We start from the raw sequence: 19,286 nt of genomic DNA, 5'->3' as shown, positions 1-19,286 counted from the left end.
CCTGTAAAATTGCTTGGGTTTTATCCCGTGACCGATAGGTCGTAAGATGCCTCCCACTGACTTTTGAATTAAAGCCCAAGCCATGGCCCCACGAATAAAAACCAGCGAGCGCATCGTGCAGAACAGCCTGGAGTTGTTCAATCGGCAGGGCGAGCGCAGTGTCAGCACCAATCACATTGCTGCCCACATGGACATGTCCCCGGGCAACCTCTATTACCATTTCCCCAACAAGCAGGCGATCATCGCCGTGCTGTTCAGCGAATACGAAAACCTGGTGGACAGCTTCCTGCGTCCGCCCCAGGGCCGCGCGGCCACGGTGGACGACAAGCGCTTCTATCTGCAAGAACTGCTGTCAGCGATGTGGCGCTACCGCTTCCTGCATCGGGACCTGGAGCATCTGCTCGACAGCGACGCGGAGCTGGCGGCTCGCTATCGACGGTTCTCCCAGCGCTGCCTGATCCATGGCACCGCGATCTACGAAGGCTTCGTCGCTGCCGGCATCCTGAAGATGGACCGGGTGCAGATCGAATCCCTGACCCTCAATGCCTGGATTATCCTCACCTCGTGGGTACGTTTCCTCTGCACGACCCGGGAAAACTCCAGCCATCTGAGCGAGCAGGCGATCAAGCGCGGTGTCTATCAAGTGCTGGTGCTGGAGGCGGGTTTTGTGACCGACGGAGCCCGTGAAGCGGTGGATGATCTGTTCAAAGAGTTTTACGTCCCGCTGGCCCAGACCCTTGAGGAGGGGCAGTAGGTTCGGCCCTCCCTTGTTTCAATCTCAGGAGCTCACCATGCCCATCGCGCAACTTATCAGCCCCCAGGCCCTTGAAGAGAGGCGGTCGCAACCCGGGTTGGTCATCCTTGATTGTCGTTTTGCCCTGGATGATCCGGACTATGGCCAGCGCAGTTACGCCGAGGGCCATATCGCCGGTGCGTCGTTCGCGGACCTGGAGCGGGATTTGAGCGGGCCGGTTCTAAAGGGTGTGACCGGGCGCCACCCTTTGCCCGGTCCTGGCGCCTTGATCGCGCGCCTCCAGAGCTGGGGCATCAACAACGACAGCGACATCGTGCTGTATGACGATGGCCCCGGTGCCTATGCCGCCCGGGCCTGGTGGCTGCTGGCCTGGCTGGGCAAGCGGGACGGCGTGTATCTCCTCGACGGAGGGCTCAAGGCCTGGCACGCGGCCGGCTTGCCCCTGAGCCTGGATCCGCCTGCCACGTCGGCCGGGACCTTCAGTGGTTCGCCGGATGCGGATTTGCTGGTCGATGCCGACACGCTGCAGCAACGCCTTGGCCAGCCGGACATGACCTTGCTGGACGCACGAGCGCTGCCGCGCTTCAAGGGCGAAGTCGAGCCGATCGACCCGGTGGCCGGACACATCCCGGGAGCGCAATGCGCGGCCTTCACCGATAACCTCGGCGCGGATGGCCGGTTCCTGCCGGCCGACCAGCTCAAGCAGCGCTTCGCCGAAAAACTGGGCGATCGCTCGCCGACTGGGCTGGTGGCCTACTGCGGCTCTGGCGTGACGGCGTGCCATAACCTGTTTGCCTTGAGCCTGGCCGGGTATCCCTTGGGGCGGCTGTACGCTGGCTCGTGGAGTGAGTGGATCAATGATCCTCAGCGCGGTGTGGCGAAGGGCGAGTAACAGCTGCTCAGGGGCAATGTGGGAGGGTCAATGTGGGAGCGAGCTTGCTCGCGATGACGGTGCGTCAGTCAAATTCAATGCGGCTGACCACCGCTATCGCGAGCAAGCTCGCTCCCACATGGGCTTTGGGCAGATTCGTGTCTTAGTCACCCGCGACCCAGGCTGGCCAGCCAATCCGGAATGCGCCGTTCCAGGTAATACCCTGGACACCGCAAGGTTCCATCGACAAACCCCACATGCCCACCCCTGGCGTGCAGCTCGAATTGGGTCGAGGTTGATAACTCGCCGGGTTCGGGCAGGCTGTGGGGGAACACGAACGGATCGTCGGCGGCCTGGATGACCAGGGTCGGCGTGCTGATATCCGCCAGGAAGTAACGGCTGGAGGCACGACGGTAATAATCCGCTGCGTCGGAAAACCCATGCAGCGGCGCCGTTACCCGGCCATCGAAATCCCAGAAGGTGCGCATGTTCTCCAGCGGGCCAAGCGCCGCCAGGGTTGCCAGGCCCTCATGACGTCCGTCGTGCAGGAACTGGCGTTGCTTGTTGCGCACATAGGCCACCAGTTGCCGCATGAAGTGCGCCTGGTAGAACTTGGAAAATCCCTGGCCGATGCGATCGGCGCACTGGTCGAGGCGAAACGGCACCGAGACCGCCACCGCGCCCTGCAACTGGCTGCTGCTACCGGTTTCCCCCAAGTGCTTGAGCAACACATTGCCACCCAGTGAATAACCCACTGCAAACAATGGCGCCAAGGGGCGCCGGGCTCGCAGATGAGCAAGGGCGGCTGCCAAATCTTCGCTGACGCCAGAGTGATAGCTGCGGGGCAACAGGTTCGGCTCGCCCGAGCAACCGCGCCAGTTCAAGGCTGCACTGGCCCAGCCCTGGCGATCGAGAGCCTGCTGCAAACCGGCCACGTAAGGGGAGTTGGAAGAGCCCGTCAAACCATGAAGCACCAGTACCAATGGCGCTTCGGCGCTGTGGGGGCCGTACCAGTCGAGATCGAGGAAATCGCCATCCTCGAGCCACAAGCGCTCGCGTTGACGAGCGATGTGCGTGGTCTTGCGCCACAAGGGGCCCCACAAGGTTTGCAGGTGTGGATTGCCGAGCCCCGGAGCCGGGGCGAAACGTTCGGATGCGGCGGACATCATTATTATTCTCGATGCACTGGTCAGCCGTTCAGCCAATGTCCTTTGTCAGACGCTGCCACAAGGCGTAATACACCCGTCCGGATTTCTGCTCGCGGTGCAAGCGCCAGTTGCCCGGCAAGCCCAGGGTGGACGGGGCGGTTTCGCTTTCAGTGTAGACCCAGGCATCCTCGGCCAGCCACTGACGTTCCTCGAGCAAGGCGCAGACCGCCGGCAACAGGTTCTGGTTGAAAGGCGGGTCGAGAAACACCAGGTCGAAGGCCGTCGCCGGTTGGCTGTCGAGGTAGCGCAACGCATCGGCGGTTTGCACCTGGCCAACGGTGCAACGCAGGGTCCCCAGGTGTTCCTTCAGGCTGGAAACCGCCACGTTGCTGGCGTCCAGCGCCTGGCCCATGGCGGCGCCACGGGACAGCGCCTCGAGAAACAGCGCGCCGCTGCCGGCAAACGGATCGAGGACCTTGGCGCCCGCCACGTAAGGGGCGAGCCAGTTGAACAGGGTTTCGCGCACCCGGTCCGGGGTCGGCCGCAGGCCAGGGGCATCGGGGAAGCTCAGGCGCCTGCTGCGCCATTCGCCGCCGATGATGCGCAACTGGTTCACGCCGTTGTGCGCGGGTTTCTTGCTGGGATTGGATGGGCGGGCCATTAATGCTCCGGGACCCCGAGCGGCTGCTCGGCAGGTTTGTCAGTGGGGGCCGGCAACGGCTTTTGCGGCACGCTCGGGCCAGCGGTGACGATGACCATCTTGTCGGTGCTCAGATGTTTGTTCAGTGCGGTCTTCACCTGCTCAACCGTCAGTTCCTGGGTTTGACGCATGAAGTCTTCCAGGTAGCTCAGCGGCAAGTCATAGAAACCCATGGCGCCGAGCTGGCCGACGATGTCGGCATTGCTGGCGGTGGACAGTGGGAAGCTGCCGGCCAGTTCGCGCTTGGCGTCTTCGAGTTCCTTCTGGGTCGGGCCATTCTTGAGGTAATCGGCGAACACGTCCTGAACCAGCTTCAAAGTGCCCTCGCTCATCTCCGCGCGGGTTTGCAGGTTGATCATGAACGGGCCACGGGCTTGCATCGCCGTGAAGCCGGAGTAGACGCCATAGGTCAGGCCGCGCTTCTCGCGCACTTCCGTCATCAATCGCGTACCGAAACCACCGCCACCGAGGATCTGGTTGCCGAGGGTAACGGCCGCGTAATCCGGGTCGTCGCGGTCGATGCCCAGTTGCGCGAGCATCAGGTTGGTCTGCTTGGACGGGAATTCGATATGGCCGATGCTCGCCTTCGGCTCCGCCGGTGCGGGGGTTTTCGCCAGGGCCGGGCCTTTGGGCAGCGCGGCGGAGACCTGGCTGGCAACCGCTTCAGCCTCGGCGCGGGACAAATCCCCCACCAGCGCAATCACCGCGTTACCGGCGGCATAGGCCTTGGCATGGAAGGCCCGGGCCTGGGCCAGGGTGATCGGCGGAATGCTGTCGGCAGTGCCATCGCTGGAATGGGCATACGGATGCTCGCCGTACAGGCGCTTCATCAGCTCCAGGCCCGCCAATTTGCCGGGATTCTGCTTCTGGTACTCGAAGCCGTCGAGCATCTGGTTCTTGATCCGGGCGAAGGAGTCGGCGGGGAAGGTCGGTTTGCCGACCACTTCGGCGAACAGCTTCAACGCCGGCTCACGCTTGTCCGCTGCGCTGAGGCTGCGCAGGGACGCCACGGCCATGTCACGGTAGGCGCCGTTGCCGAAGTCCGCGCCGAGGCTTTCGAAGCCTTGGGCAATCGTGCTGACGTCCTTGCCGGCCACGCCTTCGTTGAGCATGGCATTGGTCAGCAGGGCGAGGCCGGGGGCGTCGCCGTCCTGGCTGCTGCCGGCGGCAAAGGTCAGGCGCAGGTCGAACATCGGCAGCTCGCGGGCTTCGACGAACAGCACCTTGGTGCCCTCGGCGGTTTTCCAGGTCTGCACGTCAAGCTGTCGCCGACTGGGCGCCTTGTCGTTCAGTTCGGCCAGGGATTGCAGTTTGCTGCTGGACGTGGCTTTGTCCAATGCCTGGCTGGCCTTGGAGGCGCTTGAAGGTGCCAGGTAAAAGGCCAGGGCGCCGACCAGGGCGATCAAGACCAGGCCGATCAGCACCAGGCGCGATGATTTGCGCTCACTCATGAGCTTTCTCCTCGGGCAGGACGTGCGCAACGCTCAGGCGCGAGCGGGTGAAATACAGCTGGGCTGCCTTCTGGATATCCTGCGGGGTCACGCTTTGCAGTTCGGCGAGTTCGCTGTCCATCAGTTTCCAGGACAAGCCGACGGTTTCCAGCTGGCCGATGGCGGTGGCCTGGCTGGTGATCGAGTCGCGCTCATACACCAGGCCTGCGATGACCTGGGCGCGGACGCGTTCCAGCTCCTCGGCGGTCGGTGCGGTGGTTTTCAGCTGTTCAAGCAAGCGCCACAAGCCCGCTTCGGCCTGGGCGAGGGTCTTGTTTTTCTGCGTGTTGGGCGTTGCCGACAAGGTGAACAGCGTGTCGCCGCGGGTAAAGGCGTCGTAGTTCGACGAGCCGCCGGACACCAACTCTTCGCCGCGCTCCAGTTGGGTCGGGATCCGGCCGCTGTAGCCGCCATCCAGCAGGGCCGAGATCAGCCGCAGCGCGTTGACCGACGCCTTGTCCGTCGCGGTGGCGATGCTTGGCACATTGAAGGCCAGCATCACGCTGGGCAGTTGGGTCTGCACATGCAGGGTAATCTGGCGCTCGCCGGGTTCGGCCAGCTCCAGCGGGATTTTCGCGACCGGCACCGGGCGCCGGGCAATCGGACCGAAATAACGCTGGGCCAGGGATTTGACCTCGTCTGGCGTCACGTCGCCGACCACCACCAGCGTGGCGTTGTTCGGGGTGTACCAGGACTCGTACCAGTGGCGCAGCTCCTCGACAGTCATCCGATCCAGGTCGGCCATCCAGCCGATCGTCGGCGTGTGGTAGCCGCTGGCCGGGTACGCCATGGCCTTGAAGCGTTCGAAGGCCTTGGACATCGGCTTGTCATCGGTGCGCATGCGGCGCTCTTCCTTGATGACTTCGATCTCGCGGCTGAATTCTTCTGGCGGCAGGCGCAGGCTGGCCATGCGGTCGGCTTCCAGTTCGAAGGCCACGCCCAGGCGATCGCGCGCCAGTACTTGGTAGTAGGCGGTGAAATCGTCGCTGGTGAAGGCATTTTCTTCGGCACCGAGGTCGCGCAGGATCAGCGACGCCTCGCCGGGGCCGACTTTCTCGCTGCCCTTGAACATCATGTGTTCCAGGGCATGGGACAAACCGGTCTGGCCCGGTGTTTCGTAGCTGGAACCGACCTTGTACCAGACCTGGGATACCACCACCGGCGCGCGATGGTCTTCGCGAACGACGACCTTCAGGCCGTTGTCGAGGGTAAATTCGTGGGTGGGTTGTGGATCGGCAGCAAGGGCTGAAAAAGGCAGGCAGACCGTGCCGAGCAGCAGGCCAGCGGCGCAGCGGGCAAGAGCATTCATTCGTGTTTAAACCTGTTGGGCTGCCTGCCGGGTCTTAGCCGCAGCAGGCGAGGAGGTGCTAGGATAACGGTCCGTTTTACTGGCGGCCACGCCTATCGGGTCTTTTATCGGCCCAAGGTTGTCTGGGTTCTGGGCATTAACGTTGGGTTTTTTCGTGGATCCCCGCGTTTTCGCCGATGATGCCGTACCAGTCCTTCGAAAAAATCGACCAAGAGGTGTCCTGGCGACATTTCGACAATCTGTTGCGCGTGAACAAGCTGGATGAAACGCAGTCTGTTCAGCATCGAATATTTATCACCGAGGCGCCCTCGTGGCGCGTCGCTACCGTGAGATAGCCGTCCTCCATGTTTGGTTCCAACGACGACAAGAAGACCCCAGCTGCGGCTGGCGAGAAGAAAAGCCTGTTCGGATGGCTGCGCAAGAAGCCGCAGGAAACCGTTGCCGAACAGCCACAACCGCAGCCAGAGCCCGCCGAAGCGCCGGTGGCCGAAGAGGCCGCGCCCATTGTCCTGCCGATTGCCGAACCGGTATTGCAGCCGGCCGAGCCTGAAGCCGAGCCAGTGGCTGAGCCGGTGCTCGAGCAACCCCTGACTCCGCCCGCCGGGCAGACGCCCTGGCTGACCCTGCCCGTGGCGGAAGAGCCGGTCGCGCTGGTGGAGGACGCCCAGGCGCCCCACGTCACCCCGCCAATTCCCGCCCCGACGCAACCGGAGGAAACACCGAGCGCCGTGGTCGTGCCTCCGGTTCCAGATCTTGTACCAGAGCCAGAGCCAGTAGAGGTCCAGGTCCCGGCCGAAGAGAACAAAGTCGGCTTCTTTGCCCGCTTGAAGCAGGGCCTGTCCAAGACCAGCGCCAGCATCGGCGAAGGCATGGCCAGCCTGTTCCTGGGCAAGAAAGTCATCGACGATGAATTGCTGGAAGACATCGAGACCCGCCTGTTGACCGCCGATGTCGGCGTCGAGGCCACTTCCGTGATCATCCAGAGCCTGACCCAGAAGGTCGCGCGCAAACAGCTGACCGATGCCGATGCACTGTACAAATCCCTGCAAGGCGAACTGACCAACCTGCTCAAGCCGGTGGAAAAACCCCTGGTGGTGGCCTCGCAGAACAAGCCATTCGTGATTTTGGTCGTGGGCGTCAACGGTGCCGGCAAGACCACCACCATCGGCAAGCTGGCGAAGAAGCTGCAACTCGAAGGCAAGAAGGTCATGCTCGCCGCCGGCGATACCTTCCGCGCTGCCGCAGTCGAACAGCTGCAAGTGTGGGGCGAACGCAACAAGATCCCGGTGATCGCCCAGCACACCGGCGCCGACTCCGCCTCGGTGATCTTCGACGCCGTGCAGGCCGCCAAGGCCCGGGGCATCGATGTGCTGATCGCCGACACGGCCGGTCGCCTGCACACCAAAGACAACCTGATGGAAGAATTGAAGAAGGTCCGCCGGGTAATCGGCAAACTCGACGCCGATGCGCCTCACGAGGTCCTGCTGGTGCTGGACGCCGGTACCGGCCAGAACGCCATCAACCAGGCCAAGCAATTCAACCAGACCGTCGAACTGACGGGGTTGGCCCTGACCAAGCTCGACGGCACTGCCAAGGGCGGGGTGATTTTCGCCCTGGCCAAGCAGTTCGGCCTGCCGATTCGCTACATCGGCGTGGGCGAAGGCATTGACGATTTGCGCACCTTTGAAGCCGAGCCTTTTGTCCAGGCATTGTTTGCCGAGCGGGAGCATTCATGATTCGTTTCGAACAGGTCGGTAAACGCTATCCGAACGGTCACGTCGGCTTGCATGAGCTGAGCTTTCGGGTCCGTCGGGGCGAGTTTCTGTTTGTCACCGGCCATTCCGGCGCTGGTAAAAGTACCTTGCTTCGCCTGCTGCTGGCGATGGAGCGACCCACCACCGGCAAGCTGCTGTTGGCTGGCCAGGACCTGAGCACCATCAGCAACGCCCAGATTCCCTTCTTGCGCCGCCAGATCGGCGTGGTATTCCAGAATCACCAGTTGTTGTTCGACCGCACGGTGTTCAACAACGTCGCGCTGCCGTTGCAGATCCTTGGGTTGTCCAAGGCCGAGATCAACAAACGCGTGGATTCGGCCTTGGAACGCGTAGCGTTGTCGGACAAGACCGACCTTTATCCGGGCGACCTGTCCACCGGCCAGCAACAGCGCGTGGGTATCGCCCGCGCCATCGTCCATCGTCCGGCCTTGCTGTTGGCGGATGAACCCACCGGTAACCTCGACCCACGACTGGCGGCAGAAATCATGGGCGTATTCGAAGACATCAACCGTCTGGGCACCAGCGTACTGATTGCCAGTCACGACCTGGCCCTGATCGCACGCATGCGTCATCGCATGCTCACCTTGCAGCGCGGTCGACTGATCGGTGACGGGGAGGCAGGTGTATGAGCGCAACCCGAAGCCCTAAAGTGGCCGAGCGTGTAGCCCCCAAGGCCTCCGATCCGCAGCCGCCGAAAAAGAAACGCGACGATGACGACGGTCCGGATTTCGCCACGCTGCTACATGCCTGGATCGAAAGCCATCGCGCCAGCCTGCTCGATAGCCTTCGGCGCCTGGGCAAGCAGCCCATCGGCAGTTTCTTTACCTGCATGGTCATGGCAGTGGCCTTGAGCTTGCCCATGGGCCTGTCATTACTGCTGAATAATGTCGAACGCCTGGGTGGCTCCTGGCAGCGTGCGGCGCAGATCTCCCTTTATTTGCAACTGGATGCGACGCCGGGCGAAGGCGAGGCGCTGCGTGAGCAGATCAAGGCCATGCCGGGCGTGGCCGATGCCGAGTACGTGGGGCGCGAGCAGGCTCTTGAGGAGTTCCAGCAGCAATCCGGCCTGGGCGAAGCCCTCAAGGAACTGCCGGAAAACCCGCTGCCGGGCGTGGTGCTGGTGACCCCGAACGAGGTCGACAAGCCGACCCTTGAAGCATTGAGACAAAGACTTTCCGAATTGCCGAAGGTACAACAGGCACAACTTGATCTAGTCTGGGTCGAGCGTCTTGCGGCGATACTCAAGCTCGGCGACCGGTTTGTCTTCGGCCTGACGGTGCTGCTGGTTTCCGCATTACTTTTGGTGATAGGCAATACCATTCGTCTTCATATTGAAAACCGCCGCACCGAGATAGAAGTGATTAAACTCGTCGGCGGTACGGACAGTTATGTACGCAGGCCCTTCCTTTATATGGGGGCGCTGTATGGCTTCGGTGCCGGGATCCTGTCCTGGGGCGTATTGGCGTTCGGCCTGGATTGGCTGAACGATGCGGTAGTGGGTCTGGCCGGTTTGTACGGCAGCGATTTTTCGCTGGCCGGTGTGCCAGTCGCCGACGGTCTGTCGCTCTTGCTTGGCGCGGTGCTGTTGGGTTATATCGGTGCATGGATTGCGGTAGCACGCCACCTGCGTGAGCTTGCTCCAAAATAGTGTTTTTTGCGCGTATTGACCTTTCAGTTTTTGTGGGAACTTGTCCTACGGTTCCCGGTCAATTTTCGCAGTGCTGAACTGCACGAGTTATGTGAGTCGGAGGTTTTTTCGTATGACCACTTCTTTGCAACCTGCTTATGCTCTAGTCCCGGGTGCAAACCTTGAGGCCTATGTGCACACGGTGAACAGCATTCCATTGCTGTCGCCCGAGCAGGAGCGTGAACTGGCCGAGAGTCTCTATTATGAGCAGGATCTTGAGGCGGCTCGGCAGATGGTGCTCGCCCACCTGCGTTTTGTCGTACATATCGCCCGCAGCTATTCCGGCTACGGGCTGGCCCAGGCCGACCTGATCCAGGAAGGCAACGTTGGCCTGATGAAGGCGGTCAAGCGTTTCAACCCGGAAATGGGTGTGCGCCTGGTGTCGTTTGCGGTGCACTGGATCAAGGCGGAAATCCACGAGTTCATCCTGCGCAACTGGCGCATCGTGAAAGTCGCGACCACCAAGGCCCAGCGCAAGCTGTTCTTCAACCTGCGCAGCCAGAAGAAGCGCCTGGCCTGGCTGAGCAACGAGGAAGTCCATCGCGTAGCCGAAAGTCTAGGTGTGGAACCTCGTGAAGTGCGCGAAATGGAAAGCCGCCTGACCGGCCATGACATGGCCTTCGACCCGGCCGCCGAAGCGGACGACGACAGTGCTTTCCAATCGCCGGCCAATTACCTGGAAGACCACCGGTACGACCCGGCGCGTCAACTGGAAGACGCCGACTGGAGCGACAACTCCAACACCAACCTGCACGAAGCCCTGGAAGTGCTGGACGAACGCAGCCGCGACATTCTCTACCAGCGCTGGCTGGCCGAGGAAAAAGCCACGCTGCACGACCTGGCGCAGAAGTACAACGTGTCGGCCGAGCGGATTCGCCAGCTTGAAAAGAGCGCGATGAACAAGCTCAAGGTGTCGATCGCGGCCTGACCTGCGATAAAGGCCACAAACAAAACGCCCCGATCAGTGATGATCGGGGCGTTTTTTATTGTGCGCGATGTTGGATTCGACCCGGGTCCCTTGTGGGAGCGAGCTTGCTCGCGATGGCGGTGGGTCAGTCGACATCTCTACTGAGTGCTCAATTGTCATCGCGAGCGAGCTCGCTCCCACAGTTGATTATTGGTGTCTCGGCTACTGCGCCCAAGGCGCCCGCCGCGCATGATCGAGTTCCAGCAGATAACCATCGCCCCCCAACTGGCTCATCTGCTGACGAATCCAGCCCGCCCGCCGTAGCACATAAGGGCTCGGTCGGCTGGCGCTCCATTTGCGCGGGTTGGGCAGCACCGCTGCCAACAAGCTGGCCTGTTGCCGGGACAAGGCATCGGCACTTACGCGAAAGTGGTGCCGCGCCGCTGCTTCCGCGCCGAACACCCCGTCGTCCCACTCGACACTGTTGAGGTACACCTCAAGGATCCGCTGCTTTGGCCAGAACACTTCAATCAGCGCGGTGAACCAGGCTTCCAGCCCCTTGCGCAGCCAACTGCGACCGGACCACAGAAACAGGTTCTTCGATACTTGCTGGCTAAGGGTGCTGGCGCCACGAATTGAACCGCCGCGTCCGTTATGGGCGAACGCAGCCTGGATTGCACTGATGTCGAAGCCCCAGTGTTCGGGAAACTTCTGATCTTCGCCGGCAATCACCGCCACCTTGAGGTTGTCGGAAATCTGGTCCCAGGGTTGCCAGTCGCGCTGCAGGTCGATGGGTTCGCCACCGAACCAGGATTCAACCTTGCGCTCGATCATCAGCGCGGTGAATGGCGGCGGCACCACGCGAAACAACAGCACCAGCACAACACTGCCGACGGCGAACCAGAGCAGGGCTTTAACGAATCGTCGAAACAATGTACGCAGCATAGAGATGGCTTGGCCGAACCCGTCGAGCGGGCCATTATACAGACCCTGTCCACCGAGTCTGATCGGAGTTCCCATGTTGCGTAGCTTTCTGATGCTGGCGGCTTTTTTCGGCTTCACCGGCGTGGCCTTAGGTGCGTTTGCCGCCCATGGCCTGAAAAACCGCCTGAGCGCCGATTACCTGGCGATTTTCCACACCGGCGTCACCTATCAATTGGTGCATACCCTGGCCCTGCTGGGTGTCGCGCTGCTGGCCACGCATATTCCGGGTCGTATCGTCACGTGGGCCGGGATCTCGTTTGTGATCGGCATCCTGCTGTTCTCCGGCAGCCTTTATTTGCTGACCCTCACCGGCATCAGCAAGCTGGGCATCATCACGCCCCTGGGCGGCGTGGCCTTTCTGATCGGCTGGTTATGCCTGGGCATCGCGGCCTGGCGCCTGCAACTTGCCGCGTGAAGCTTGAAGCTGACCAAGGGACTTGGGTCACCCAGACTGATCGGGCTAGAATGCCAGCCCCTAAAAATGATGGCGGCATCCGGCATGCGCATTCAGTTGAACGGCGAACCCCTTGACCTGCCCGACGGCGAAACCGTTGCGGCCCTGCTGACCCGTCTGGAACTTACCGGACGCCGCGTCGCGGTGGAGCTCAATCTGGATATCGTCCCGCGCAGCCAGCACGCCGAAACCACGTTGAACGACGGTGATAGCGTCGAAGTGGTCCACGCCATTGGCGGTGGCTAGTCGCCTCGATTTCGCAGCCTTTCGCAAGAACCTCACCCCTACAGAGGATTTCCCATGAGCATCGTTCGTAGCGACAAGCCCTTCGTCCTGGCCGGTCGTACCTACCAGTCGCGTTTGCTGGTAGGCACCGGCAAGTACCGCGACATGGAAGAGACCCGCCTGGCCATCGAAGCCTCGGGCGCCGAGATCGTGACCGTCGCCGTGCGCCGGACCAACATCGGCCAGAACCCGGGCGAACCGAACCTGCTGGATATCCTGCCGCCGGATCGCTACACCATCCTGCCGAACACCGCCGGTTGCTTCGACGCCATCGAGGCCGTGCGCACCTGCCGCCTGGCCCGTGAGCTGCTCGATGGCCATAACCTGGTGAAGCTGGAAGTGCTGGCGGACCAGAAAACCCTGTTCCCCAACGTGATCGAAACCCTCAAGGCTGCGGAGACGCTGGTCAAGGAAGGTTTCGACGTGATGGTCTACACCAGCGATGACCCGATCATCGCCCGTCAACTGGCGGAAATCGGCTGCATCGCGGTCATGCCGCTGGCCGGCCTGATTGGCACCGGCCTGGGGATCTGCAACCCATACAACCTGCAGATCATCCTGGAAGAAGCCAAGATCCCGGTGCTGGTGGATGCCGGTGTCGGTACCGCCTCCGACGCCACCATCGCCATGGAGTTGGGTTGCGAGGCGGTGCTGATGAACTCGGCCATCGCCCATGCCCAGCAACCGATCCTGATGGCCGAAGCCATGAAGCACGCCATTGTTGCCGGCCGCCTGGCCTACCTCGCGGGCCGCATGCCGAAAAAACTCTACGCCAGCGCGTCTTCGCCGCTGGATGGTCTGATCAAGTAAGAGCCATTGATGACTGAATCGAACGACACGCCTGTCCTGCCGGAAGAGGGCGAAGAGCGCCAGCACCGCCGCATCAAGAGTTTCGTGATGCGCGCCGGGCGCATGACTGAAGGCCAGCAACGCGGCCTGGAGCAAGGCGCCCCGCTTTACGTCCTGCCCTTGGCCGATGCGCCGGTGGATTTTGACCAGGTCTTCGGCCGCTCGGCGCCGCGCTCGCTGGAAATCGGCTTTGGCATGGGCCATTCGTTACTGGAGATGGCTGCCGCTTCGCCGGAGCAGGATTTCATTGGCGTGGAAGTACACCGCCCGGGCGTCGGAGCACTGCTCAACGGTGTGTTGACCCAGGGCCTGACGAACCTGCGGGTCTACGATTGCGACGCCATTGAAGTGCTCAATCGCTGCATCGCCGACAACAGCCTCGACCGACTGATGTTGTTCTTCCCGGATCCTTGGCACAAAAGTCGTCACCACAAGCGCCGGATCGTCCAGGCGTCGTTCGCTGAGCTGGTGCGTAGCAAGTTGAAGGTCGGCGGTGTGCTGCACATGGCTACCGACTGGGAGCCCTACGCCGAATACATGTTGGAAGTGATGAACGTCGCCCCGGGTTATCGCAACCTGGCCGAAGACGGCAAGTGCGTACCGCGCCCGGCCGAACGGCCGATCACCAAGTTCGAACGCCGTGGCGAACGGCTTGGGCATGGGGTTTGGGATTTGAAGTTCGAGAAGCTGGCCTAAACACCAGAAGACCCATGGTGAAATGGTACTCCCTGTGGGAGCGAGCTTGCTCGCGATGAGGGCATGACATTCAACATCAATGTTGACTGTTACACCGCCATCGCGAGCAAGCTCGCTCCCACAGTTGTTTTTGGTTGTGGCTGAATCAGCGCCGATCCGCCACCACGCCAATCAACACCAGCACCACCAACAACACCGGGGCCAGGCTGTAGTTGTTGAACTGGCTCAAGCCTCGGACGATCCACGGCGTGGCGTAGATCAGCGCGGCGCCACTGCCGATCATGCACAGCAGGGCAATCAGCGGGACGCGCAACGCGCCGGCGATGCTGCCCAGGCGTTGTTCGACCCAGCCCTTGATATCGGCACCAAACAGCACCAGCAGGCAGCCTACCAATGCCAGGGAGATTTCCGACAGGTTGCTGCGGCTCCAGCGGGACACAGTGGCGAGCAGGTCGAGTACCAGATCCATTCGATTTCCTTGTGTTGATCAGCTCAGAAATGTTTGCAGCAAGTCATTGAGAAACAGCTGTCCGCGCTCGGTCGCCGCCAGACGTGACGGTTCGACCTGCAACAACCCACTTTGTTCGGCCTCGCGCCGGCCTTCGGCCAGGCTCTCAAGGGGCAGACCGGTGCGCTCCGGGTACAGCCGCGCTTCCACGCCTGCGGTCAGGCGCAGGGCATTCATCAGGAACTCGAACGGCAGTTCCTCGTTGGCGAGGGTTTTCTCACCCGCCTGGAAGCTTTTGGCCGGATTCAGGTAATCCTTGGGCAAGCGGGTCTTCCAGGTGCGCACGATGCGCCCGTCCGGATGGCTGAGCTTGCCGTGGGCCCCGGCGCCGATGCCGATGAAGTCGCCGAAGCTCCAATAATTGAGGTTGTGCCGCGCCGCCCGACCGGGCTGGGCATACGCCGAGACTTCGTACTGGGCGTAGCCGTGCTCGGCCAGCAATGCCTGCCCGGCTTCCTGGATGTCCCACAGCGTGTCGTCTTCCGGCAATGTTGGCGGCTGGTTCCAGAACACGGTGTTCGGCTCCAGCGTCAGCTGGTACCAGGACAAATGAGTGGGCTTCAGCGCAATGGCCTGGCGCAGGTCGCTCAAGGCGTCTTCGAGGGACTGGTCAGGCAAGCCGTGCATCAAGTCGAGGTTGAAGTTGTCGAACCCGGCCTGGCGGGCCATGCCAGCGGCGCGCACCGCCTCGTCACCGTTGTGGATCCGGCCCAGCGCTTCGAGCTTGGCCTGCTGGAAACTTTGGATGCCAATGGAGAGGCGATTGATGCCCAGCGCCCGGTAGGCAACGAACTTCGCTTGCTCGAACGTGCCGGGGTTGGCTTCCAGGGTGATTTCAATGTCCGGCGCGAAGGGAATGCGCGCCTCGACACCCTGGAGAAGTCGTCCCAGTGCCTGGGCGCTGAACAGGCTTGGCGTACCACCGCCAAAAAATATCGAACTCAGTCCACGACCATGAACCGCGTGCAGATCCTGGTCGAGATCGGCCAGCAAGGCGTCGACATACTCTTCTTCCGGCAACTGCGGGCTGGCGGTGTGGGAGTTGAAGTCGCAATACGGGCATTTGCGCACGCACCACGGGATATGGATGTACAACGCCAGGGGCGGCAGCGACGGCAGCGGCGCCCGAGGGGTTTGTGCGCCGCCGTGGATCAGCGGTGCGGGGGCGTCGGTGGTCATTGCAGGCCCAGACGCTGGCGCAGCAGGGCCATGGCGCGGGCGCGGTGGCTCAGTTGGTTCTTTTCCACGGGGCCCAGCTCGGCACTGGAGCAATTGCGCTCAGGCACCCAGAACAATGGGTCGTAGCCGAAACCGTGCTCGCCGCTGGCCTCGGTCAGAATGCGTCCTTGCCACAAGCCTTCGCAGAGGATCGGCAACGGATCGTCGGCATGGCGTACCAGGGCGAGCACACATACGAACTGCGCGCCGCGCTCGGCTTCGGGGACGTCCTTGAGGGCATCGAGCAGCTTGGCGTTGTTCGCCGCGTCACCTTTGCCGTCAGCGTAGCGGGCCGAGTAGATGCCCGGCGCGCCGCCGAGGAAGTCCACGGCCAGGCCGGAATCGTCGGCCAGCGCCGGCAGGCCGGAAATGCGCGCGGCGTTGCGGGCCTTGAGGATGGCGTTCTCGACGAACGACAGGCCGGTCTCTTCCGGTTCCACCTGGCTGAACTCGCCGATCGAGCGCAATTGCACCGACCCGCCGAGCATCGCCTGGAGTTCCTTGAGTTTGCCGGCGTTGTGGCTGGCCAGCACGAGTTGGGTGAGCTTGATCATTGGCCCGGGAACAGTTCCTGGTTGAAGTTGAGGGTGTTGATCTTGTCGCCGATCTGCACCTTGATTTCAAAGGTGCGGGTTTCCTGCTGGTCCACCGGGTATTGGGCGACGTAATAAATCGCGCCTGGCTCAGTGATCTGGCGGAAGCTGAGCGGGACCGTCTTGCTGGTCAGGTCCTTGACCGTGCCGCTGACTTGGGCGATCAGCGGCTTGCCACCCTTGATCACCGAAACATTGATCACGCCCTGGTTCTTGCTGCGGATCAGTTCGGCGCCCTTGGCGATGTCAGGCGTTAGGAAGGTGGAGTTGAACGTGTTGTAGTGCACGGTGACGTCACCGAACACTTCCTTGCGCTCGCCCTTGATGACATCGGCGGCCATGACGCCGACGCTTAGGCAGGCGGTGATGAGAAACAACCCTAGACGTTTCATGTCGTGCTCCTGGAAAGGCCGGCGTTTACACCGCGACCTGATGATCGGCGAGGCCTGGGCTGCTGACCCGATAGATGCCTATCTCACCTAACAGATTAGGCCAAAGCTTGCTCGCCCACCCGTGGCGGTGCTGCTGGTCTACGGCCAGGCGATCAATGACCTTGGCTTCGCGTTCGCGGCACAACTCCTCGAAATCCTCGAAGGTGCAGAAGTGGATGTTCGGCGTGTTGTACCAGGTGTAGGGCAGGAACTCCGACACCGGCATCCGCCCCTTGCTCGCCAGGTACCAGCGGCACCGCCAGTGACCGAAGTTGGGGAAGGTGATGATGCACTGGCGCCCGACGCGCAGCATTTCGTCGAGGATCTTGTCAGGGTAGTGCACGGCTTGCAGGGCCTGGGTCATGACCACGATGTCGAAGCTGTTGCTGGCGAAGTTGCCCAGGCCCTTGTCCAGGTCCTGCTCGATGACGTTGATGCCCTTGGCCACGCATTCGGCGATGTTGTCCGGGTCATTTTCCAGCCCGTAGCCCGTCACTTGCTTGTTGTCCCGCAGCCAGGTCAGCAATTCGCCGTTGCCGCAGCCCAGGTCGAGCACCCGGCTGCCGGCGGGGATCCATTCCTGGATGATGTCCAGATCGGCTCTCATGGCGTCCTCACAGCGTAATACGGTTCATGTAGTTGCCGAACGCCTGCAGGTAGCGCGGGATCGGGATCAAAAAGGCGTCGTGGCCCTGGGGCGCGTCGATTTCCAGGTAGCAGACGTCCTTGCGCGCGGCCATCAGTGCGTCCACCAGTTCCCGGGAGCGGGCCGGGGAGAAGCGCCAGTCGGTGGTAAACGACATCACGCAGAACTTGGCGGTGGCGTTGGCGAAGGTTTTCGCCAGGTTATCGTCGAAGTTCGCCGCCGGATCGAAGTAGTCCAGCGCCTTGGTCATCAACAGGTAGGTGTTGGCGTCGAAACGCCCGGAGAACTCTTCTCCCTGATAACGCAGGTAGCTCTCGACCTGGAACTCGACGCTGTGGAAGTCGTAGTTGAGCTTCTCGCTCTTGAGACCACGGCCGAATTTCTCGCCCATGGAATCGTCGGACAGGTAGGTGATGTGCCCGACCATCCGTGCCAGCATCAGCCCGCGCTTGGGGATCACGCCGTGTTCCTGGAACGAGCCGCCGTGGAATTCGGGGTCGGTGAGGATCGCCTGGCGCGCCACTTCGTTGAAGGCGATGTTCTGCGCCGACAGCTTGGGTGCCGAGGCGATTGCCAGGCAGTGGCGCACGCGGTCCGGGTAGGTGATGGTCCATTGCAGCGCTTGCATGCCACCCAGGCTGCCGCCGATCACCGCTGCCCATTGGGCGATGCCGAGACGGTCTGCCAGGCGCGCCTGGCTGTGGACCCAGTCTTCCACGGTCAGCACCGGGAAATCGGCGCCGAAGGGCTTGCCGGTGTCCGGGTTGATACTGCTGGGGCCGGTGGAGCCGTTGCAACCGCCGAGGTTGTTCAGGCTGACGACGAAGAACTTGTTGGTGTCGATGGGCTTGCCCGGACCGATGCAACTGTCCCACCAGCCGGGCTTGCGGTCATCGACGCTGTGGTAGCCGGCGGCGTGGTGATGCCCCGACAAGGCGTGGCAGATCAGCACGGCATTGCTCGCCGTGGCATTGAGGGTGCCGTAGGTTTCGTAGATCAGGTCATAGGCTGGCAACGAACGGCCGCAGGCCAGGGCCAGGGGCTCGCTGAAATGCGCCATTTGAGGCGTCACCAGACCAACGGAATCGGGGGGAAAGGCAGCTGGCATCGACCCTGCTCGCGTTGAAATGAGGCGTAAGTCTAAAGACCGCTGGGGTTAGCGGCAAGCAAACGGCGCAAGCGGGGAATCCGATGGTTGCGAGCGGATTTATTTGTGGCGAGGGGATTTATCCCCGTTGGGCTGCGAAGCAGCCCTGAAACCTGAGTATGCGGAGTATCAGGCTGGCCGAGTTGTCTGCTTTGGGGCCGCTTCGCGGCCCAGCGGGGATAAATCCCCTCGCCACAGACAGGTCCTTTGCCACAGGGATCAGGTTGCCTGGATCAAATAAGCACCCGCAAAATCTCCGGCATCATGGTCATCGCCGCCAAATTGTTGATCACCAGCATGTCGAGCAGCTTGAGCACCATGAACGCCAGGATCGGCGAGATATCCAGGCCGCCGAGGTTCGGCACGATGCGACGGAACGGCGCCAGGGCCGGCTCGCAGATCTGGTTCACCAGTTCGGCCCCCGGGTTGTGGCTGCCCGGTGCGACCCAGGACAGGATCACACTGATGATCATCGCGAAGAAAAATATGTTCAGGAACAGCGCGGTCACGCCAATGAGCGACCAGATCAGCAGTTGCAGCGGGTTGCCGGTGGTGCCGTAGGTCAGCAGCAGGGTCAGCGCCATCAGCGCCAACTGCACCAGGATCGCCAACACCAGCGAGGACATGTCCAGGCCGAACAGGCTAGGGATGATCCGGCGCAACGGCTTGAGCAGCGGCTGGGTAGCCTTGACCACGAACTGGCACAGCGGGTTGTAGAAGTTGGCGCGCACCAATTGCAATACGAAGCGCATCAGCACGATCAGCAGGTACAGGCTGCCGAGGGTTTGCAGGACATAGACCGCTGCAGTGTTCAATCCAATCATGAATGGCTCC

General features: G+C 62.0%; 22 protein-coding genes. 10 read left to right on the top strand and 12 right to left on the bottom strand.

Annotated elements, in window-relative coordinates; translation table 11 throughout:
• Window positions 1–82 precede the first annotated feature (82 nt).
• On the top strand, window positions 83–754 hold the full coding sequence (locus KSS97_RS27440) for a TetR/AcrR family transcriptional regulator (RefSeq protein WP_198796886.1): 672 nt from the start codon (window positions 83–85) through the stop codon (window positions 752–754).
• A 37-nt stretch (window positions 755–791) separates the two neighbouring features.
• Window positions 792–1,646 (top strand): sulfurtransferase, encoded by an 855-nt coding sequence (locus KSS97_RS27435; RefSeq protein WP_030137929.1) that lies wholly within the window; start codon window positions 792–794, stop codon window positions 1,644–1,646.
• Window positions 1,647–1,792: 146 nt separating this feature from the next.
• On the opposite strand, the gene KSS97_RS27430 is transcribed toward KSS97_RS27435, so the two are convergent.
• Genes KSS97_RS27430 through KSS97_RS27415 form a run of 4 tightly spaced genes read right to left on the bottom strand, consistent with a single transcriptional unit; the run spans window position 1,793 to window position 6,272 of the window.
• The gene (locus tag KSS97_RS27430) at window positions 1,793–2,791 is read right to left on the bottom strand and encodes a hydrolase (protein ID WP_217860559.1); all 999 of its coding nucleotides are present in this window, start codon (window positions 2,789–2,791) and stop codon (window positions 1,793–1,795) included.
• Between the two features lie 31 nt (window positions 2,792–2,822).
• Complete coding sequence (gene rsmD, locus KSS97_RS27425) at window positions 2,823–3,434, bottom strand: 16S rRNA (guanine(966)-N(2))-methyltransferase RsmD (RefSeq protein ID WP_030137927.1); 612 nt, start codon at window positions 3,432–3,434, stop codon at window positions 2,823–2,825.
• Window positions 3,434–4,924: a M16 family metallopeptidase gene (locus KSS97_RS27420; RefSeq protein ID WP_217860558.1), complete on the bottom strand. Its 1,491-nt coding sequence runs from the start codon at window positions 4,922–4,924 to the stop codon at window positions 3,434–3,436. Before KSS97_RS27420 ends, rsmD begins: the two co-directional genes overlap by 1 nt.
• Window positions 4,917–6,272, bottom strand: a complete 1,356-nt coding sequence (locus tag KSS97_RS27415; RefSeq protein WP_030137925.1) for a M16 family metallopeptidase — start codon at window positions 6,270–6,272, stop codon at window positions 4,917–4,919. The genes KSS97_RS27420 and KSS97_RS27415 overlap by 8 nt, the downstream gene beginning before the upstream one ends.
• 344 nt (window positions 6,273–6,616) lie before the next feature.
• Here KSS97_RS27415 and ftsY point away from each other — a divergent pair, with 344 nt between their 5' ends.
• From ftsY to rpoH, 4 genes are all read left to right on the top strand, one after another.
• On the top strand, window positions 6,617–8,008 hold the full coding sequence (ftsY, locus tag KSS97_RS27410) for a signal recognition particle-docking protein FtsY (RefSeq protein WP_030137924.1): 1,392 nt from the start codon (window positions 6,617–6,619) through the stop codon (window positions 8,006–8,008).
• A complete protein-coding gene (gene ftsE, locus KSS97_RS27405) occupies window positions 8,005–8,676 on the top strand; it encodes a cell division ATP-binding protein FtsE (protein WP_030137923.1) in 672 nt (223 codons plus the stop codon). Before ftsY ends, ftsE begins: the two co-directional genes overlap by 4 nt.
• Entirely contained in the window at window positions 8,673–9,695 is a 1,023-nt protein-coding gene (ftsX, locus tag KSS97_RS27400; RefSeq protein ID WP_030137922.1) for a permease-like cell division protein FtsX, read from the top strand. The genes ftsE and ftsX overlap by 4 nt, the downstream gene beginning before the upstream one ends.
• A gap of 112 nt (window positions 9,696–9,807) precedes the next feature.
• A complete protein-coding gene (gene rpoH, locus KSS97_RS27395) occupies window positions 9,808–10,662 on the top strand; it encodes an RNA polymerase sigma factor RpoH (protein WP_030137921.1) in 855 nt (284 codons plus the stop codon).
• 201 nt (window positions 10,663–10,863) lie between these two features.
• Here the strand turns inward: rpoH and mtgA are convergent, their stop codons facing one another.
• On the bottom strand, window positions 10,864–11,586 hold the full coding sequence (mtgA, locus tag KSS97_RS27390; RefSeq protein WP_030137920.1) for a monofunctional biosynthetic peptidoglycan transglycosylase: 723 nt from the start codon (window positions 11,584–11,586) through the stop codon (window positions 10,864–10,866).
• A gap of 73 nt (window positions 11,587–11,659) precedes the next feature.
• Here mtgA and KSS97_RS27385 point away from each other — a divergent pair, with 73 nt between their 5' ends.
• The 4 genes from KSS97_RS27385 to trmB all read left to right on the top strand — a co-directional run bounded on the left by KSS97_RS27385 (window position 11,660) and on the right by trmB (window position 13,909).
• The gene (locus tag KSS97_RS27385; RefSeq protein WP_030137919.1) at window positions 11,660–12,040 is read left to right on the top strand and encodes a DUF423 domain-containing protein; all 381 of its coding nucleotides are present in this window, start codon (window positions 11,660–11,662) and stop codon (window positions 12,038–12,040) included.
• Window positions 12,041–12,124: 84 nt separating this feature from the next.
• Entirely contained in the window at window positions 12,125–12,325 is a 201-nt protein-coding gene (gene thiS, locus KSS97_RS27380) for a sulfur carrier protein ThiS (protein ID WP_018609493.1), read from the top strand.
• A gap of 54 nt (window positions 12,326–12,379) precedes the next feature.
• Entirely contained in the window at window positions 12,380–13,174 is a 795-nt protein-coding gene (locus tag KSS97_RS27375; protein ID WP_003177480.1) for a thiazole synthase, read from the top strand.
• Window positions 13,175–13,183: 9 nt separating this feature from the next.
• Window positions 13,184–13,909, top strand: coding sequence for a tRNA (guanosine(46)-N7)-methyltransferase TrmB (trmB, locus tag KSS97_RS27370; protein ID WP_030137918.1), 726 nt, complete (start codon window positions 13,184–13,186; stop codon window positions 13,907–13,909).
• Between the two features lie 145 nt (window positions 13,910–14,054).
• Here trmB and KSS97_RS27365 read toward each other — a convergent pair whose 3' ends face one another.
• From KSS97_RS27365 to KSS97_RS27335, 7 genes are all read right to left on the bottom strand, one after another.
• Window positions 14,055–14,378: a DUF3392 domain-containing protein gene (locus tag KSS97_RS27365; RefSeq protein ID WP_014340681.1), complete on the bottom strand. Its 324-nt coding sequence runs from the start codon at window positions 14,376–14,378 to the stop codon at window positions 14,055–14,057.
• Window positions 14,379–14,396: 18 nt separating this feature from the next.
• Window positions 14,397–15,596 (bottom strand): radical SAM family heme chaperone HemW, encoded by a 1,200-nt coding sequence (gene hemW, locus KSS97_RS27360; RefSeq protein ID WP_225936075.1) that lies wholly within the window; start codon window positions 15,594–15,596, stop codon window positions 14,397–14,399.
• Window positions 15,593–16,189 (bottom strand): RdgB/HAM1 family non-canonical purine NTP pyrophosphatase, encoded by a 597-nt coding sequence (rdgB, locus tag KSS97_RS27355; RefSeq protein ID WP_198796883.1) that lies wholly within the window; start codon window positions 16,187–16,189, stop codon window positions 15,593–15,595. The genes hemW and rdgB overlap by 4 nt, the downstream gene beginning before the upstream one ends.
• Window positions 16,186–16,620: a DUF4426 domain-containing protein gene (locus KSS97_RS27350; protein WP_198796882.1), complete on the bottom strand. Its 435-nt coding sequence runs from the start codon at window positions 16,618–16,620 to the stop codon at window positions 16,186–16,188. The genes rdgB and KSS97_RS27350 overlap by 4 nt, the downstream gene beginning before the upstream one ends.
• A gap of 25 nt (window positions 16,621–16,645) precedes the next feature.
• Window positions 16,646–17,266, bottom strand: a complete 621-nt coding sequence (gene metW, locus KSS97_RS27345; protein WP_198796881.1) for a methionine biosynthesis protein MetW — start codon at window positions 17,264–17,266, stop codon at window positions 16,646–16,648.
• A 7-nt stretch (window positions 17,267–17,273) separates the two neighbouring features.
• Window positions 17,274–18,413, bottom strand: coding sequence for a homoserine O-succinyltransferase MetX (gene metX / locus KSS97_RS27340; RefSeq protein ID WP_030137913.1), 1,140 nt, complete (start codon window positions 18,411–18,413; stop codon window positions 17,274–17,276).
• A 272-nt stretch (window positions 18,414–18,685) separates the two neighbouring features.
• Entirely contained in the window at window positions 18,686–19,276 is a 591-nt protein-coding gene (locus tag KSS97_RS27335) for a YggT family protein (RefSeq protein ID WP_198796880.1), read from the bottom strand.
• Window positions 19,277–19,286 lie beyond the last annotated feature (10 nt).

The organism is Pseudomonas alvandae, from assembly GCF_019141525.1.
GTDB classification, from domain to species: Bacteria; Pseudomonadota; Gammaproteobacteria; order Pseudomonadales; family Pseudomonadaceae; genus Aquipseudomonas; species Aquipseudomonas alvandae.
The sequence above is the reverse complement of the archived record's forward strand: the minus strand, read 5'-3'. Positions and strand labels throughout refer to the sequence as shown.

What these genes read in the sequence shown, in the direction of transcription:
- ftsY (WP_030137924.1), top strand. Translation starts at nt 6,617, where the DNA reads ATGTTTGGTTCCAACGACGACAAGAAGACCCCAGCTGCGGCTGGCGAG.
- KSS97_RS27435 (WP_030137929.1), top strand. Translation starts at nt 792, where the DNA reads ATGCCCATCGCGCAACTTATCAGCCCCCAGGCCCTTGAAGAGAGGCGG.
- KSS97_RS27335 (WP_198796880.1), bottom strand. Translation starts at nt 19,276, where the DNA reads ATGATTGGATTGAACACTGCAGCGGTCTATGTCCTGCAAACCCTCGGC.
- KSS97_RS27415 (WP_030137925.1), bottom strand. Translation starts at nt 6,272, where the DNA reads ATGAATGCTCTTGCCCGCTGCGCCGCTGGCCTGCTGCTCGGCACGGTC.
- KSS97_RS27420 (WP_217860558.1), bottom strand. Translation starts at nt 4,924, where the DNA reads ATGAGTGAGCGCAAATCATCGCGCCTGGTGCTGATCGGCCTGGTCTTG.
- KSS97_RS27385 (WP_030137919.1), top strand. Translation starts at nt 11,660, where the DNA reads ATGTTGCGTAGCTTTCTGATGCTGGCGGCTTTTTTCGGCTTCACCGGC.
- rsmD (WP_030137927.1), bottom strand. Translation starts at nt 3,434, where the DNA reads ATGGCCCGCCCATCCAATCCCAGCAAGAAACCCGCGCACAACGGCGTG.
- metW (WP_198796881.1), bottom strand. Translation starts at nt 17,266, where the DNA reads ATGAGAGCCGATCTGGACATCATCCAGGAATGGATCCCCGCCGGCAGC.
- KSS97_RS27350 (WP_198796882.1), bottom strand. Translation starts at nt 16,620, where the DNA reads ATGAAACGTCTAGGGTTGTTTCTCATCACCGCCTGCCTAAGCGTCGGC.
- thiS (WP_018609493.1), top strand. Translation starts at nt 12,125, where the DNA reads ATGCGCATTCAGTTGAACGGCGAACCCCTTGACCTGCCCGACGGCGAA.
- mtgA (WP_030137920.1), bottom strand. Translation starts at nt 11,586, where the DNA reads ATGCTGCGTACATTGTTTCGACGATTCGTTAAAGCCCTGCTCTGGTTC.
- KSS97_RS27375 (WP_003177480.1), top strand. Translation starts at nt 12,380, where the DNA reads ATGAGCATCGTTCGTAGCGACAAGCCCTTCGTCCTGGCCGGTCGTACC.
- KSS97_RS27365 (WP_014340681.1), bottom strand. Translation starts at nt 14,378, where the DNA reads ATGGATCTGGTACTCGACCTGCTCGCCACTGTGTCCCGCTGGAGCCGC.
- KSS97_RS27430 (WP_217860559.1), bottom strand. Translation starts at nt 2,791, where the DNA reads ATGTCCGCCGCATCCGAACGTTTCGCCCCGGCTCCGGGGCTCGGCAAT.
- hemW (WP_225936075.1), bottom strand. Translation starts at nt 15,596, where the DNA reads ATGACCACCGACGCCCCCGCACCGCTGATCCACGGCGGCGCACAAACC.
- KSS97_RS27440 (WP_198796886.1), top strand. Translation starts at nt 83, where the DNA reads ATGGCCCCACGAATAAAAACCAGCGAGCGCATCGTGCAGAACAGCCTG.
- rpoH (WP_030137921.1), top strand. Translation starts at nt 9,808, where the DNA reads ATGACCACTTCTTTGCAACCTGCTTATGCTCTAGTCCCGGGTGCAAAC.
- ftsE (WP_030137923.1), top strand. Translation starts at nt 8,005, where the DNA reads ATGATTCGTTTCGAACAGGTCGGTAAACGCTATCCGAACGGTCACGTC.
- trmB (WP_030137918.1), top strand. Translation starts at nt 13,184, where the DNA reads ATGACTGAATCGAACGACACGCCTGTCCTGCCGGAAGAGGGCGAAGAG.
- ftsX (WP_030137922.1), top strand. Translation starts at nt 8,673, where the DNA reads ATGAGCGCAACCCGAAGCCCTAAAGTGGCCGAGCGTGTAGCCCCCAAG.
- rdgB (WP_198796883.1), bottom strand. Translation starts at nt 16,189, where the DNA reads ATGATCAAGCTCACCCAACTCGTGCTGGCCAGCCACAACGCCGGCAAA.
- metX (WP_030137913.1), bottom strand. Translation starts at nt 18,413, where the DNA reads ATGCCAGCTGCCTTTCCCCCCGATTCCGTTGGTCTGGTGACGCCTCAA.